The organism is Olivibacter sp. SDN3, from assembly GCF_014334135.1.
Taxonomy (GTDB): domain Bacteria; phylum Bacteroidota; class Bacteroidia; order Sphingobacteriales; family Sphingobacteriaceae; genus Olivibacter.
This window is the reverse complement of record NZ_CP060497.1, coordinates 504,122-520,319: the sequence shown is the minus strand read 5'-3', so window position 1 is coordinate 520,319 and position 16,198 is coordinate 504,122. Positions and strand designations below refer to the sequence as shown.

The window sequence follows — 16,198 nt, the reverse complement described above, 5'->3', positions numbered from 1 at the left end:
ATATGAAGCGGATTAGGATGGTTATGAAATATTGTTGGAATATTGCATTATTGGTTATTATGGTCTGTGTTAAAGCGCTAGCCCAGACAGCTCATAAGGATGTACGGATCGTCGATATGTATTGCGACTTGATGGCTAATGCCGACTATCAATCTGCTGATGGTTATGTACTCGTGTCGGATAAGGATGCCGTGATACAAGGAAATCAATATGCGACTGTCCTAAACAGCAAGCCGGCTTTCAGTTGGTCTATTGCTGCGTATGGAGGAAACTTCCGGCAAACAGCCTACCAGATTTTAGTGGCAGACAATGCTGAGCAGTTAAACCAATCAATCGGCAATATCTGGGATTCTGGAAAGGTGAAAAGCAGCCAGTCGGCAGGTATCCGCTTCGGCGGGGAAAACTTAAGCCCCAATAAAACGTTCTTTTGGAAAATAAAAATTTGGTGTGAAGACAAAGATGAACCGATCGACGGTCGTATGGCAACCTTCCGTACCGGGGATCTTGCAGAAGGTTACCAGACCTCACGTTACCCTTTGCAACGTAGCGATGAAACACCCACGCGACTGCAGTCGCTTTCAGAGAACAATTACCTATTAGATTTTGATAAAGCCGCTTTCGGACAGCTACGGTTGACACTCCATAGTGATCTTCATGATACCGTTACGGTTCATTTGGGCGAAAAGCTTAACGCTGCAGGTCGTGTGGATGCTAAACCGGGAGGAACCATCCGTTATCAAAAGCATGAACTGGCCATAAGACCCGGTCGTCATACATACGAATTGCAATTTCCGAAAGACAAACGCAATACCGGCCCGACGGCTATTTTGATGCCGGCGTATATCGGAGAAGTATTACCTTTCAGGTATGTAGAGCTAGAAGGGTATCAGGGCGAGTTAGCCAAAGAGAACCTTGTTCGAAGTGCTGTCCATTATCCCTTCAATGATGAAGCGGCACATTTTTCCTCGTCCAACGATACCCTGAACCAAATCTGGGAGCTTTGTAAGTATAGTGTTAAGGCTACAACCTTTGCGGGTGTTTATGTGGATGGCGACCGGGAGCGTATCCCCTATGAGGCGGATGCTTATATCAACCAATTATGTCATTACGCTGTGGATAACGAATATACATTGGCCAGATATTCCCACGAATACCTGATCAGGCATGCCACATGGCCAACGGAGTGGATCCTGCAGTCGGTATTGATGGCTTACAATGATTACCTGTATACCGGCGACCTCCGCTCTGCTGCACATTACTATGATGATCTAAAGGCAAAAACGCTTACATCCCTGGAAGAAAGTAATGGCTTGATCAGTACCCGCACAGGCAAACAAAATCGGGAACTGATGCAAGCCATTCATTTTAACGGAGATTCCATAAGAGATATTGTGGATTGGCCACACAGTGGGATATTGGGGCTTGGTGACCAAGATGCCGGGGAGACAGACGGCTTTGTCTTTACCGATTTTAATGCGGTGGTAAATGCGTACTATTATAAGGCGCTGGTTGAGATGGGCGAACTGGCCGAGGCTTTGGGGAAAACCGATGATAGCCGTGCTTATCGGGAAAGGGCCGAAAAGGTCTATCAAGCTTTTCAGAAGTTTTTCTTTAATAAATCTGGAAAGTATTTTACAGATGGGATAGGTACCGATCATGCTTCCCTCCACACCAATATGTTTGCGTTGGCATTTAACCTCGTACCCGAGAAGTACAGGCAGTCGGTGATGGACTTTGTACAGTCAAGAGGCCTGGCCTGCAGTGTCTATGGTAGCCAGTTTTTGATGGATGCCATATATATGGGCGAAAATGGCGATTATGGTTTGTCTTTACTTACTTCAACTGCCGAGCGGAGTTGGTATAACATGATCAGGGAAGGTAGTACAATTACCATGGAAGCCTGGGGGAATAAGTTTAAACCCAATCAAGACTGGAACCACGTCTGGGGGGCCGTGCCCGCCAATATTATTCCCCGAAAATTGATGGGGATAGAGCCCACAAGTCCGGCATGGGAAACTTTTCGTATTAAACCACAGATAGGTAATCTGTCATCGGCGAAGATTAAAGTACCTACAATAAAGGGTGCCGTGGTGGCCAACTATGAGCAGCATAAGCAATTCTTTAAAATGCACGTAGAGATTCCGGCCAATACACAGGCCGATATTTATGTTCCTACAGGAAGAACAAAAGGAAAGGTTACCTTATTGGTCAATGAGCAGAAACAGCAAGTGAATAGCCACGCAGGTTGGGCAAAACTTATCCATATCGGTTCAGGCAAATACGATATCGAGCTACGTCACTAACCTACAGCACAGTACATAACAGTTTCCATACTTACGATACGTAACTTGGTGCAGCTTATACTTAATAACCTATTGTAGCTGATTGAAAACCTTATGTACAATGAACGTTCGGATAGCGAATTAGTGGACTTGCTGAAAAAAGATGACAGCGAGGCATTTACTGCAATCTACGATCGGTATTGGCAAAAAATGTTACTGGTAGCTAAACATAAAGTTGACTGCCTGGAGGATGCTGAAGAAATTGTACAGGATATTTTTGTTGGACTTTGGCAACGTCGTGCCAATTTAGAGATAAAAACTGCTCTAAACCACTATTTAGCCGTTGCGGTCAAATATGCTGTTATTAAATGGTTGGATAAACAGCATAGTAAACAACGTTACTTGAAACAGTTAGGAAAGCAGGCTTATGTAGACCATAGTACGCAGCAACAGCTATCGTTCAATGAGCTGAAGGAGCAATTGGCCGTTTGGGTAAATGAGCTGCCTGAAAAATGCAGGTTGGTCTATCGATTGAGCCGGGAGGAAGGTCTACCACAAAAAAAGATCGCTACCGTATTATCCCTATCAGAAAAAACCGTAGAGGCCCATTTGGGCAAAGCAACCAAATTCCTGAAAAGCAAATTGGCACACATGCTTACCGGGCTAGCCTTTGTCTTTTCCTGGATACTCGACAACTTGTATTGAATCCATCTTATTATCCCTCCTAAAAAATAATTAAAAAAAAATATTTACCGACTAAGGGATATTCGTTTTTCATCGGACATATTAGTATAAGACCATAAATTATACCTATATGCCTAATGATAAACGCTATCAACAGTTAGCCACCAAGTGGTTAAATGGTACGATCACAGCAGCAGAAAAAGCCGAATTCGCCAAGTGGTACAACGAATTTCCCGATGAGCTAGAGGTGCCATCAAACTATGCTGCAAACCAAAAGGAGCATCGCGATCGTTTGTTGGCCGAAATTAAACGGCGAACGGGTAGAGAAGATCCGAAAAAGCCTCGCTTAGGTATCCGCCTTTGGCCAGCTGCTGCCGCTGCAGTATTACTGCTGATCGGTTTATCCTGGATGGGTATTTATTTTTATCGCGGAAGCCTACCGATGGAACAGTTGAGTGCATATGACGATACCACAATTCAGCCGGGAAAAGAACAGGCTACCTTGGTTTTAGCAAACGGTAAAACCATCACTTTGGATAGCGCTATTACTGACGAAATAGCCCGTGAGAGTGGTGTTTCTATTTCTAAAAATAAAGATGGTTTTCTTGCCTACCGTATTTCCGGAGATGAAAAAAGTGCGTTGCAAAATGCCACGAATACCATTAGAACACCTCGGGGTGGTCAATTTCAGGTGGAACTGCCCGATGGGACAAAGGTTTGGTTAAATGCGGCCTCATCCATTACTTATAGCGTGGCCAATCGGTCTATTCGAAAAGTTAAGCTTATCGGTGAAGCTTATTTTGAAGTTTTTCCCGAAAAAGCACGGCCTTTTATTGTCGAGACACCTTTACAGGAGGTTGAGGTGTTGGGAACAGTTTTCAACGTGAACGCTTATCCCGATAACGATAAGGTGCAAACGACATTGGCTTCGGGTAAAGTCATGGTGAATTTACTGGATAGCGAAGGGGGGAAAGCGGTTAAAAGCATCTTGAATCCTGGGCAGCAATCTACAACGGATGTAGGCAGTGGACAGATAAAAATTGTCGAAGTGAACACCGATCAGGTCTTATCATGGAAAAGTGGGTATTTCTACTTCGATGATAATAACTTGGAAGAAGTGCTTCATCAATTGGAAAGATGGTACGATATCGAAGTGGTATATAATGAGCAGCTGTTGCGGTATGAAGATCAGTTTGTCGGTCGGGTGCCAAGAGACACCCCTTTCCCTACAATGCTTAATGTGCTGAAGAAAATTGGGGTAAATTTTGAGTTGAAGGGAAAGAAATTAGTCATCACGGGTTAAACAGCTAATCCATCAACGACGTAACAAGGATACAAGTACACAATATTCACAATAGAACTAACCAAAAAAACCAATAATTAAAACTATGTATGCTTATTTAGATGCGAGCTTATGGCAAAAGCTCTTGAAGGTTGCGTCTGCAAATCGCAGATTGAGACCAGCGGCAAAGGATTTGTTATTATTCGCCGTCTTTTGTTTTGCCTCTTTGATGGGAAATGCTTCGTACTCGCAGCAAATTACGCTGAACGCAAAAAACACGGCGTTCAAAGATGTTTTCCAGCAGATAGAAAAACAAACAGGATACACGTTCTTCTATAAGAAAAGTGATCTGGAAGGCCTAACATTAAAAGAGGTGTCGGTTAAAAATGCGCCACTCGAAGAAGCTTTGGCTATTCTTTTTACTGACCAGCCTATTACCTACGATCTGGAAGACAAAATTATCATTGTAAAAGAAAAGCCCAAGATAGCCGAAACTGCCTTTGCTGAAGCACAAAGCTTGTCAACACCGAAACAGCAAACCGTGAGCGGCGTCGTAACAGACTCTATTGGGCAAACTCTTTCCGGGGTGAGTGTAGTGGTGAAAAGTAGCGGAAGGGGTACTTCAACCGATGCAGAAGGTCGTTATGCTATTGACGTAGCACCCGGAGAAATCCTGATTTTTAAAAGTGTGGGTTATGTGACGCAGGAGATTACGACTGAAAGCCAAACCAGACTGGATTTAGTATTGACCGCTGAATTTTTGGGATTGGATGAAGTGGTCGTGATTGGCTACGGAACGGTGAGAAAAGCAGATCTTACCGGATCCGTATCGCAGGTAAAACCGGAAGAGATTAAATCTTTTCCTACGGCAAATGTATTGCAGGCACTGAGCGGTAGGGCCGCGGGTGTTCAGGTCCGACAAGCATCGGGCGCGCCTGGTTCAACAATGGATGTTCGTATCCGGGGAAATAACTCTATCGAAGGAGGGAATGAGCCACTATATGTAATCGATGGTTTTCCAATTTCCGGAAATCCGACAAATTTAAACAACAACGATATTGAAAGTATCGAAATACTGAAAGACGCTTCAGCGACCGCTATATATGGCTCGAGGGGTGCTAGTGGTGTGGTCTTGATCACGACACGAAAAGGTAGGGAGGGGCAAACGCGAGTGGGCTTTGAAAGCAGCTTTAGCAGCCAACAGTTGATCCGTAAGCTCGATTTGATGAATGCGAGGGAATACGCACTTTTCTATAATCAACGCGCTATTAACGACAATGCGCAGCCGTTTTTTTCTGATAGTGATATCGAATCCTTTGATGAAGGTTTTGATTGGCAGGATTTTGTTTTCAGAAGTGCTCCGATGTTTACAGCTGGGTTGAATGTGCATGGCGGAAACGAAAAAACACAGTTTGCCTTATCCGGTAGCTTATTCGATCAAAAAGGTATTGTTGAAGGAAGTAATTATAAACGTTACTCTTTACAGGCCAATATACAACATAAAATAAGTGATAAATTTAATATAAGCTTTTCAACTGTACTCAGTAAATTGAATACAGACCGACGGGATAGCGGCGGCGGCTCGCGGGGAAATTCCATGATATCTGCAGCGGTATCGGCCCCGCCAACGGTAACGCCTTATAATGACGATGGCTCTTACAGGGTGCTCAATGCGGTGTATCCCTTTATCGCTACCGATATTATCAATCCCATTAATTTCATCAGGGAGGACAATATGGCTACCCGCGCAAACTCGGTGCTGGCAAATTTGGGTTTAACCTATAATATCACGCCCGACCTCTTCCTTAAAATCGCCGGCGGGATAGAGAACAGGGATGATCGCACAGATCGCTATCGCACCCGACAATTTTTTAACTCCCTTGGTGTAGCCAATGTTGGAACTAGTCAGTTTACAAGCTTGCTCAATGAGAATACGCTGAACTATAGTAAAACCTTCAATGAAAAACATCAGTTATCAGCGGTTATTGGCGCGACCTATCAAGATTTCAAAACCACGGTGTTAAATAATGGCGGTGTAGGGTTTATCAGTGATGTTTTCGGAACGGACAACCTCGGTGTGGCAATCACTCCTGGTGTGCCGGGCTCGGTTGATGCAAATTCGGCGATACTACCATATCATATACCAGGGTCCAGTTATGAAAAATCGACCATGCTTTCCTTCCTCGGAAGGGTGAATTATACTTATAATGACAAGTATTTATTAACAGCCAGTTTAAGAAGGGATGGATCGTCCCGTTATAGCCGGGGCGATAAATGGGGCTATTTTCCATCCGCCGCATTGGCGTGGCGTGTATCACAGGAAGATTTTCTACGTGATCATGCAACAATCTCCGATTTAAAATTGCGGACCAGCTGGGGGAAAACAGGGAGTCAGGCTATTAATCCTTATCAGACCCTCAATTTGTTACAGGCGGGAAGAACGATATTCAACGGAGAATTCGCCAATACTTTGGCCCCTGGCAGTAGATTACCGCAAAATTTAAGATGGGAAACTACTGAGCAGATTGATGTGGGGCTGGATCTCGGTCTGTGGAGCAATAGGGTGCTTTTTACCGCTGATTACTATATTAAAAACACTACGGATCTTTTGAATACAGTCAGATTACCTTCTTCTCTAGGTTATACGACTACGATATTGAACGTGGGTGAAGTACAGAATAAAGGTCTTGAATTCGGTCTTAATGCACAGGTTTTTAATAATGTATTCAAATGGAATGTGAATGCAAACGTCGCCTTTAATAGAAATAAGGTAATCCGGCTGAATGATGGTGAGGATATCCTGCGGGACCAGGTCAACGTGGTGGCAATCAATGACGCTACCAGCATATTGCGTGAAGGCAGGCCTTTGGGGCAATTCTGGGGATATCAGGAAGAGGGCTATGATGCCACTGGCCGGATTCTGTTTAAGGATATCAACGGTGATGGAAACATATCCCAGTTGGATAAAACTTATATTGGCGATCCTAACCCGGATTTTATTTTTGGATTCAATTCCAATATGCATTATAAAAATTTCGAATTAACGATTTTCTTACAGGGATCGGTAGGAAACGATATCTTCAATACAAGTGCCATTACGAATACCATGGACTACGGCTTTGGCCTGAATATGCCAAAGGATGTCCTCTATGATCATTGGTCTCCTGAAAATCCAAATGCGAAATATCCGATAATCAGTAATAATTCACCTATAAGGGTGTCGGATAGATTTGTTGAGGACGGTACCTACCTACGCCTGAAGAATATTCAATTAGCATATGATCTGCCAGTTGAAAAATTAAATATTTCTTGGATGAACAGTATGCGTGTTTATGTCAGTGGTCAGAATCTGTTAACCTTCACGGGTTATTCCTGGTGGGACCCGGAAACAAATTACCGTATGGATCATAGTAGTTACCCTGCTTCAAAAGGAGTTACGTTTGGTTTAACCGCTGGGTTTTAATAATAATAAGAAAAAAGTAATGTCATGAGAACTCATTTTATATACAGCATATTTATCCTTGCAATTTTTGTAAGTGCCTGTAATGATATATTGGAAGAATCTCCACGTGCCGTAGACCTCGATGGTTTTTATAATACCGTAGAAGACGTGCAAACAGGTGTCAATAGTATCTATACACCATTACGTTCAAATATGGCGGTTTATCACGCTACTTTGGAATGTCATTCCGACTTTATGTACGGACGTGGAAGCTGGGAGCCTATTAGTCAGTATCAAGGGCTTAACGACGCGAATATTAACCGGGTTGCAGAGTTATGGGATGCGTTTTATCTCAGTATAAGGAACGCTAACCTAATCATCTTTCATGCTCCTCAAGGTGATGCAATAAGCGTTGAAGACGCCAATAGCTATGTAGCCGAAGCAAGATTTCTAAGAGCTTTTAACTATTTTAATCTGGTGCGCAACTGGGGAGCTTTACCCTTACGCACCGAAGGGAATATGGAAGAACGGGATTTGCCGAAGAGCTCGGTCGACGATGTATACCAATTGATAGAGGCAGATTTGTTGATGAGTGAAGAAGTCCTTCCCGAGGTCCAGACGCAGGTCGGAAGACCAACAAGGTGGTCGGCAAAGGCTTTATTGGCAGATGTATACCTTGAACTCGAAAGGTATGAGGAAGCTGCGGATCGAGCTTATCAAGCCATGCAATCCAATAGGTACGGTTTAGTGCCTATCGTCTCAAAAGAGGATTTTCAGAATAATCTTTACGGACCTGAAATAAATACGTCAACGGAAGAAGTTTTCGCTTTAAAATATGCCCGGCAGATCGGTCAAGGGAATTATATTTTATGGATATCCAATCATCCGAGTACCAATAATTTCAATTTCGGTGGTGCATACGCGGTGCATGGAAATGCCGAAAACCCTAATTATCAGGAATGGGAAGAAGGTGATATCCGGAAGCAGTTATGGGATACAGTGGATTTTGGCTTGGGTCCTAATACGCTTGTTTCTTCAAAATTTATTGACCGACAGGCGATCGAGCAAGGGGGAGGAGGAAACGATAATCCCATCTATCGTTATGCCGATGTATTGCTGCTATTTGCAGAAGCGTCTACAAGGGCAACAGGTACGGTATCCGCTGAAGCGATGGAAGCCCTGAATCAGGTGCATAGGAGGGCTTATGGTTATAACCCGGCGGTAGCAAATGCGGCAGTCGATTATTCGCTGACTGATTACAACGCGAATACGTTCACTGATTTAGTCATTAGAGAACGTGGTTACGAGTTTCAATATGAGGGGAAACGTTGGTTGGAACTGAAACGGACAGATAAAGTGAACGAACTTATTCAAAGAGGGAAAGGGTTGAGTGTGGCGGCCAAGCACCTACTTTGGCCCATCCCGATTTCCGAAATGAATTATAATAAAGCTTTGGATCCGTCAACAGATCAAAATCCGGGCTATTAGTAAATTTCCTGTAAATTAGTATTTAAAATAGATAGCATAATGAAAAGACGAGCACTACTGGCTAGATTAGGCGCGCTATCCTTGGGGGCGGCTACCCCTGGTTTATTGCATGGAGAGGAATATGTACAGCCATATACGGTGAAGAAAAAGCAAACGACAGCTGATGTATTGGTAGTAGGGGGTGGAACAGCGGGAACCATAGCGGCTATCCAGGCGGGGAGGGCAGGTATGCAAACGATCTTGGTAGAAAGTGGCAGTCAACTCGGAGGGACAACCACTACCGGAGGTGTCGCTTTTCCCGGAATATTCTTTGCATGGGGGAAGCAAGTGATCGGTGGAATAGGTTGGGAGCTTGTGCAGGAAAGTGTTTTGCTGAACAACGATGTACTGCCCGATTTTTCAGTTCCTCACGGCAGGCAGCACTGGAAACATCAGGTACGCATTAATCCGGCAGTCTATGTGCTGCTAGCGGAAGAAAAATGTGTGGAGGCAGGTGTGGAGCTGCGTTTCTATGAAACGCCGGTTTCGGCAACCTTTAAGAATGGTCACTGGAAGGTGCTTCTGCAGGGAAAAGGTACGAGCACGGAAGTTATATGCAAACAGCTCATTGATACGACGGGAAATGCCTTTGTGGCTTCTATGGCTGGTTTTCCAGTGCTTCGTGAATCCGAAACGCAACCGGGTACGCTGATGTTTACCATCGAGGGTTTCGATGCCGAACGCTTAGACATGGAAAAAATAAAAGCAGCATATGCCGCAGCTGTAGCACGTGGTGAACTGGTGAAAGGGGAGGTCACAAATTTGGGAGCTTTCTTAAATAATAAAGGGGATACCACGCCACAGCACATCGCCGGAGCAGACTCTTCTACCTCGGAAACACACACATTAGCTAATATAAAAGCTAGATCGTCTGCTTTAAGGACGTTACGGTTTTTTAAGGAAATGCCCGGTTGTGAACAGGTGCGTATTGGGATGATGCGAACGGAGGTGGCCGTACGCGAAACGTATCGGATCGATGGACTTTATAAGATTACGCATGAGGATTATATCAGCGGGCGCAAATTCGATGACGCACTTTCTTATTCGTATTATCCCATTGACTTGCACGATGCGCACGGGGTAGTGCCTAAGCAACTCGAAGAAGGTATGGTTCCCACTATTCCGTTCAGGGCACTTATTCCTAAAAATAGTCGAAACTTTATAGTGGCTGGCAGATGCTTGAGTAGCGACCGCCTGGCGAATTCTGCCTTGCGGGTGCAGGCTTCCTGTATGGGGATGGGGCAGGCCGCCGGCGCAGCGGCAGCTTTGGCCTGTAAACTGGATATACCTCTTGCGGACGTCCCTGTAATAGATGTGCAAGATATGATTAGTCAGTACGGGGGAATTGTACCAAAGTAATAGGTTCATGTTGTTAATGTATGTCATATTAAGTGTTTGACGCGTTTTAATGAGGGATAACTATCAAAATATACTGCTGATTCTTCTGTGTCACTTGTTGACCACAACGCACGTTTTTGGACAGGAAAAGTGGACGCGCTACTTTTTGACACCAACGGTGCCCATTGCCGTGAATGCCGATTTGATGACGGCAAAAGCATATATCGTCGATGAAGTTGAAGGTCCGGATACCCTTTATCAGGTGTTGAAGGAAGGCGGTTCACCAGTGTGTTATTATCGAAAGTTAGTCGCTGAAGTTTGTTTTGACGGACAATGTCGACCACTGAATTTATCCATCTATTGGAATGTCACCGGACGTTATCTGGGAATTGCCCTACCGCCTGGCGAATTTCTGAGTAAGACAGACCATGAACCATTTTCAGAACAGGAATACCATCGCTTGAATGAAATTTTAGCCGATTCGCTGTCGCCATTGGCGACGTTATCTCCGGAAGATCTAATTGTGAATGCCGATAGTAATAAAACCGTCTTGGATGGCTTAACAGGCGCTACTCGAACGGACGTGTTACAGCACGTAGTGAGCGGAGCCGTATATACTACCTACAAATTATGGCACTACGTTTACGGATCAACCAAGCAGGAGGTGGTAAATCACACGGTTGATCAACTATCGTTGCCTTTGCTGGCAGATATCTTAAGGAGTGCGGACAATGGCGACAAAATCTGGGCATTAGGTTTACTATCCACTCAGCAGGAAAACTCGCAGGAGCTAGAAGAACTTTTATTGGATAATATTTCGGATGATAATTACCTGCTTTCAGAACGTAGTATAAACGCGATTAACAAAGCGAGTTTACAATCTGAAAAATTTCAACTTCAATTGGCTAATAAGCTCTTGCAGATCAGTAATGCACAGCAAAAATTGTTGCTACGTAAATTTAACCTGGCAGAAAACCTGTCGATCTCCGCTCAAAAAATATGGAATAAAAACCTTTCGACGTGGAGCCCGGATATTATCCATGATGTGTTAGGCTTATATGCCGCTCAGGCTGTTGAAGAGGAGACGATAGACACCATGGCAGGACTATTAGAACACCCCAACCGTTTCGTCTCTTTAAAAGCTTATCATGTCTTGTCCAATAAGAACATAGAAGATCAGCAAACGCGAAAACTACTAGCACGTTATGAAGAGGAACACGATATAACCAATAACTAATGGCTATTGAACTTAAATGGACTCGGGTGGAGGAAGGGGACTGACCGAGGTCCAGCCGCCGTCTACAATGAGCGTTTGGCCAGTGATATGTCTGGCGTCTTCCGATATTAAGAACTTGGCAGTTTTGGCAATATCTGTGGTATATGCGGGTCTTCCCATGGGTGTTACTTTCGACCATATTTTTTCATAGTCGGGAAACTGTTGTGTGCGTTCGGTGAGGGTAGCTCCTGGAGCTACCGCGTTCACGTTGATTTGGTGAGGGGAGAGCTCCGTTACCAAACCCTTTGCCAGCATCTCTAAGGCTGCCTTCGTCATCCCGTAAGCTACCAAGTTACTGTGTGCTTGATGCCCCGTAACCGACGACATGAAGAGTATGCTGCCACCTGTATCCTGTTGGATCATCTGTTGAGCCGCTGCTTGCGCAATAAAAAAACTTCCTATAATATTGGTCTGTAATATCTCATGTAGATCATCCCTCTTGTAATGCAGAAAATCACCGTAAACTGTAATGCCCGCATTGGCCACAACGGCTGATAGGTAGCCAAAATGCTTTACTGCCGTGTTGATCAGCTTCTTGATAATAGCAGCGTCTGATGCATCGCCGGGTACGCCAATGCAATTTCCGCCTTGCTGTTGAATGGTTTCCACCGCCTTGGCGGTAACATCTTTCGATAGGTCATTGAGTACGACGGCACTGCCACTTTTTGCAAGTTCACAACAAACCTCAAAACCGATACCTATACCGGCACCTGTCACGATAACTACTGATGGATAATTACTCATAATTGATGAATTGAAGATAAAACAATAAATGGTATCTTCAAAAAATTATTAGAAAATCGACAGGTAGGTGCAGGACAGATATTCTTGGCGATTGATGTAAATTGCTGCCTGTTAACTACCATATAATTCCTAATGATGAAAGCCGATCTTTTAAATAAAAATCCAGTTGTGTTTTTTATTTCCTTTTGCGTGATGCTATGTTTTTATTCATGTAAGAACAATGAAAACCCTGATTTCTCGACCATAGCCGCTGGATTTAAGACTCCTCCGGATAGCGTGCAAACCAGTGTTTATTGGTATTGGATTTCCGATAATTTATCCAAGGAAGGGGTAGAAAAAGATCTGGAAGCAATGAAGCGTGTTGGAATCAACCGGGCCTTTATTGGTAATATTGGGCTACCAGAGAATGAAACGCAATATGGCGAGGTGAAGCTTTTTTCCGACGAATGGTGGGAAATCACCCATGCCGCATTGAAAAAGGCTACAGAGCTGAATATAGAGATTGGGATGTTCAATAGTCCGGGATGGAGCCAGTCCGGCGGCCCTTGGGTAAAGCCGGAGCAGGCCATGCGCTACTTAGCGAAGTCAGAAAATGTTTTTCGCGGGCCTAAAAAGGTTTCGGAAAAACTCGGTAAACCTGCGGGTGACTTTGAGGATGTAAAAGTGGTCGCTTTCCGGGCGCCAAAAGATTACGGCAAGACCCTGTCTGAGCTGAAGCCGCAATTATCAAGTCGGCCGACATTAAAGGGTTTGCAACAGCTGATCGATAAAAATCACGACACCGAATTGCTGATTCCTGAAGGAGCGCCTACGCGTATTGACCTCCAATCGCAAACACCATATACCGCTCGTAGTTTTACGGTATATCCGGCCAAGCGTAATATGCGTATGGATGTGGTGTTGGAAATAAAGGAGAATAACGGATACCGGCAATTGAAGAAGTTCACCATCGATCGTTCGAATAACGAAATCAACGTTGGATTTGAGCCATATGCCCCTGTGATCGTTTCATTTCCGGAGGTTGCCAGTAGGGAATTCCGGGTTACTTTTGAAAATGTTTCACAAGACGCGGGTGTTGCCGAGGTAGAAATAGCGAGTACACCGAGGGTAGAGCGAATCAAGGAAAAATCTTTGGCCAAAATGCATCCGACGCCTCTTCCGTATTGGCACGATTATCAATGGGAAGAACAGGCTACAATAGTGAGCGGGGAACATCTTATCCAGCGGGAAGAGGTGCTGGATATTACAGACCATTTATCTTCGGATGGCATGTTGAACTGGGACGTTCCCGAAGGTGAATGGGTTGTGCTCAGAACGGGAATGCTACCCACAGGAGCAAAAAACGGACCTGCCTCTGTGGAAGGTACGGGGCTTGAGATAGACAAATTGAATCATCAACATGCTATTCAGCATTTTGACGCTTTTATGGGAGAGATTCTAAGGAGAATTCCAGCCGAAGATCGTCGAACATTTAAAGTGGCGGTACAAGACAGCTATGAAATGGGCGGGCAAAATTGGACGGATGATTTTATTGAAAAGTTTAAGAAACAATTTGGTTATGATCCTTTACCTTTTATACCCGTACTGTATGGAAATGTGGTGGAAAGTCAAGATGACGCCGATCGCTTTCTGTGGGATTTGCGGCGCTTTGTGGCAGATAATGTGGCTTATGAATACGTTGGCGGTTTAAGGGATGTGAGCCATAAACACGGACTTACCATCTGGCTGGAGAATTACGGACACTGGGGTTTTCCGGGAGAGTTCTTACAATACGGTGGACAGTCAGATGAAGTAGGGGGCGAATTTTGGAGTGAAGGTGAGCTGGGTGATATCGAGAACCGAGCGGCCTCCTCCGCAGCTCATATCTATGGAAAACGAAAAGTTTCTGCAGAATCTTTTACTGCTGCTGGTAATACCTTTGGCCGTTACCCTGCAATGATGAAGCAGCGTGGCGACCGGTTTTTTGCCGAAGGAATTAACAACACGTTACTGCATGTGTATATCCATCAAGCTTACGAAGATAAGCAGCCTGGTGTGAACGCTTGGTTCGGTAACGAATTTAACCGTTTTAATACCTGGTATGATTACATGGATGATTTTACCGCCTATTTGAAACGGGCGAATTTTATGCTCCAGCAAGGAACTTATGTAGCAGATGTGGCTTACTTCATTGGAGAAGATGTGCCTAAAATGACGGGTGTGCAAGATCCTTCGCTACCAAAAGGTTATGATTTCGATTATATCAATGCCGAAATCATATTGAATCGCCTGCAAGTGGAGGATGGTAAATTTGTGCTGCCTGATGGTTTATCGTATAGCATATTGGTACTTCCTCAACTGCAGACCATGCGGCCGGAACTATTGGAGAGAATTAGCGATTTGGTAAAAGCTGGTGGAACGATTTTGGGACCCCGACCACAGCGATCACCTAGCTTACAACATGGCGAACAGGCCGATCAGCAGGTGCAGAAACTCGGAGAACAATTGTGGGGAAATATTGATGGAAAGGAAATAAAAGCGAATAAGGTTGGTAAAGGCCTTGTGTTAGATGGAATGGATCTGACGGAAGCTTTTGAGCACTTACAGGTGCGTCCAGATGTGCTATTGGATAAAGATGATGCGACACTTTTTATCCACCGGACATTGCCTGACGGCGAAATATATTTTATATCGAATCAATTGGATAGTACGATACACATTGAACCTATTTTTAGGGTAAAGGGAAAACAGCCAGAATGGTGGAACGCAATCGACGGTTCCATTAGAGACTTGCCCGAATTTAAAGCATCGGACAGTGGCATACAAGTGCCATTGCAACTCGCACCCTTTGAAAGTGCTTTTGTTATCTTCCGTAAAGCGTTGTCGCAGGAGTCAGGCAATCTGGGAGTTAATTTTCCAAAGCCATTACGGGAATCGACATTGGATACCGGCTGGAAACTTAGTTTTGATTCAACGATTGCCGGATCCGCTATAACAGCAGGGATAGATCAATTAATATGGTGGAATGAACATCCCAATGACAGTATACGGTATTTTGCTGGGAAGGCACATTATCAACAGGATTTTGAGTTAGAGCAAGCTTTGGAGAACGGTAATCGTTTGTGGCTTGATCTGGGTGAGCTTGTTGCAATGGCAAAAGTGAAAGTCAACGGGAAAGAAGTGGGTGGTCTCTGGACACCCCCTTATCGTATAGATATCTCCGATTACGTGGAAACTGGAAAAAACAGTGTGGAGATCAGCGTAGCAAATACCTGGAAAAATCGGTTGATAGGCGATCTGAATCTGCCCGAAGCCGAACGAAAGACGTGGACAATTGTAAACCCTTATAAAAAAGAAGATTCTTTGATGCAGGCTGGATTAAAAGGACCGGTTAGACTGTTAGTGATGCCTTAATAAATAATGATGAGTTTATGTACATGATGGCAGGATAGTACAGGTTGCATTTCAGGATAGTACAGGTTGCTAATACTATATTGTTTGATTTACTTTACGTTAATATTCTATTGATTCTAAAAATTAATAGATTATTAAACCTTAAATTATGTGTTAATATGCTAATAGCGGCGCTTATTAGCGATTGTATACCGTGATACCAAAAGTACCTAAAATAACAAAACCAATTA

Annotated in this window: 9 protein-coding genes; 8 read left to right on the top strand and 1 reads right to left on the bottom strand. The window is 44.1% G+C overall.

From position 1 onward, the window contains the following. Positions 1-2 precede the first annotated feature (2 nt). From H8S90_RS02265 to H8S90_RS02235, 7 genes are all read left to right on the top strand, one after another. Positions 3-2,303 (top strand): family 78 glycoside hydrolase catalytic domain, encoded by a 2,301-nt coding sequence (locus tag H8S90_RS02265; protein ID WP_187341001.1) that lies wholly within the window; start codon positions 3-5, stop codon positions 2,301-2,303. Positions 2,304-2,396: 93 nt separating this feature from the next. Then, complete coding sequence (locus H8S90_RS02260) at positions 2,397-2,987, top strand: RNA polymerase sigma-70 factor (protein ID WP_187341000.1); 591 nt, start codon at positions 2,397-2,399, stop codon at positions 2,985-2,987. A gap of 109 nt (positions 2,988-3,096) precedes the next feature. Continuing rightward, positions 3,097-4,269, top strand: coding sequence for a FecR family protein (locus tag H8S90_RS02255; RefSeq protein WP_187340999.1), 1,173 nt, complete (start codon positions 3,097-3,099; stop codon positions 4,267-4,269). 85 nt (positions 4,270-4,354) lie between these two features. Further along, positions 4,355-7,711, top strand: coding sequence for a SusC/RagA family TonB-linked outer membrane protein (locus H8S90_RS02250; RefSeq protein WP_255501772.1), 3,357 nt, complete (start codon positions 4,355-4,357; stop codon positions 7,709-7,711). 24 nt (positions 7,712-7,735) lie between these two features. Beyond that, positions 7,736-9,178: a RagB/SusD family nutrient uptake outer membrane protein gene (locus H8S90_RS02245; RefSeq protein WP_187340998.1), complete on the top strand. Its 1,443-nt coding sequence runs from the start codon at positions 7,736-7,738 to the stop codon at positions 9,176-9,178. Positions 9,179-9,217: 39 nt separating this feature from the next. After that, complete coding sequence (locus tag H8S90_RS02240; RefSeq protein ID WP_187340997.1) at positions 9,218-10,576, top strand: FAD-dependent oxidoreductase; 1,359 nt, start codon at positions 9,218-9,220, stop codon at positions 10,574-10,576. Between the two features lie 49 nt (positions 10,577-10,625). After that, positions 10,626-11,792 carry a hypothetical protein gene (locus H8S90_RS02235; RefSeq protein WP_187340996.1) on the top strand — a complete coding sequence of 389 codons (1,167 nt, stop codon included), beginning with the start codon at positions 10,626-10,628 and terminating at the stop codon, positions 11,790-11,792. Between the two features lie 12 nt (positions 11,793-11,804). Here H8S90_RS02235 and H8S90_RS02230 read toward each other — a convergent pair whose 3' ends face one another. Then, complete coding sequence (locus H8S90_RS02230; protein ID WP_187340995.1) at positions 11,805-12,575, bottom strand: SDR family NAD(P)-dependent oxidoreductase; 771 nt, start codon at positions 12,573-12,575, stop codon at positions 11,805-11,807. A gap of 132 nt (positions 12,576-12,707) precedes the next feature. Here H8S90_RS02230 and H8S90_RS02225 point away from each other — a divergent pair, with 132 nt between their 5' ends. Beyond that, a complete protein-coding gene (locus tag H8S90_RS02225) occupies positions 12,708-15,968 on the top strand; it encodes a glycosyl hydrolase (RefSeq protein ID WP_255501771.1) in 3,261 nt (1,086 codons plus the stop codon). Positions 15,969-16,198: the final 230 nt, after the last annotated feature.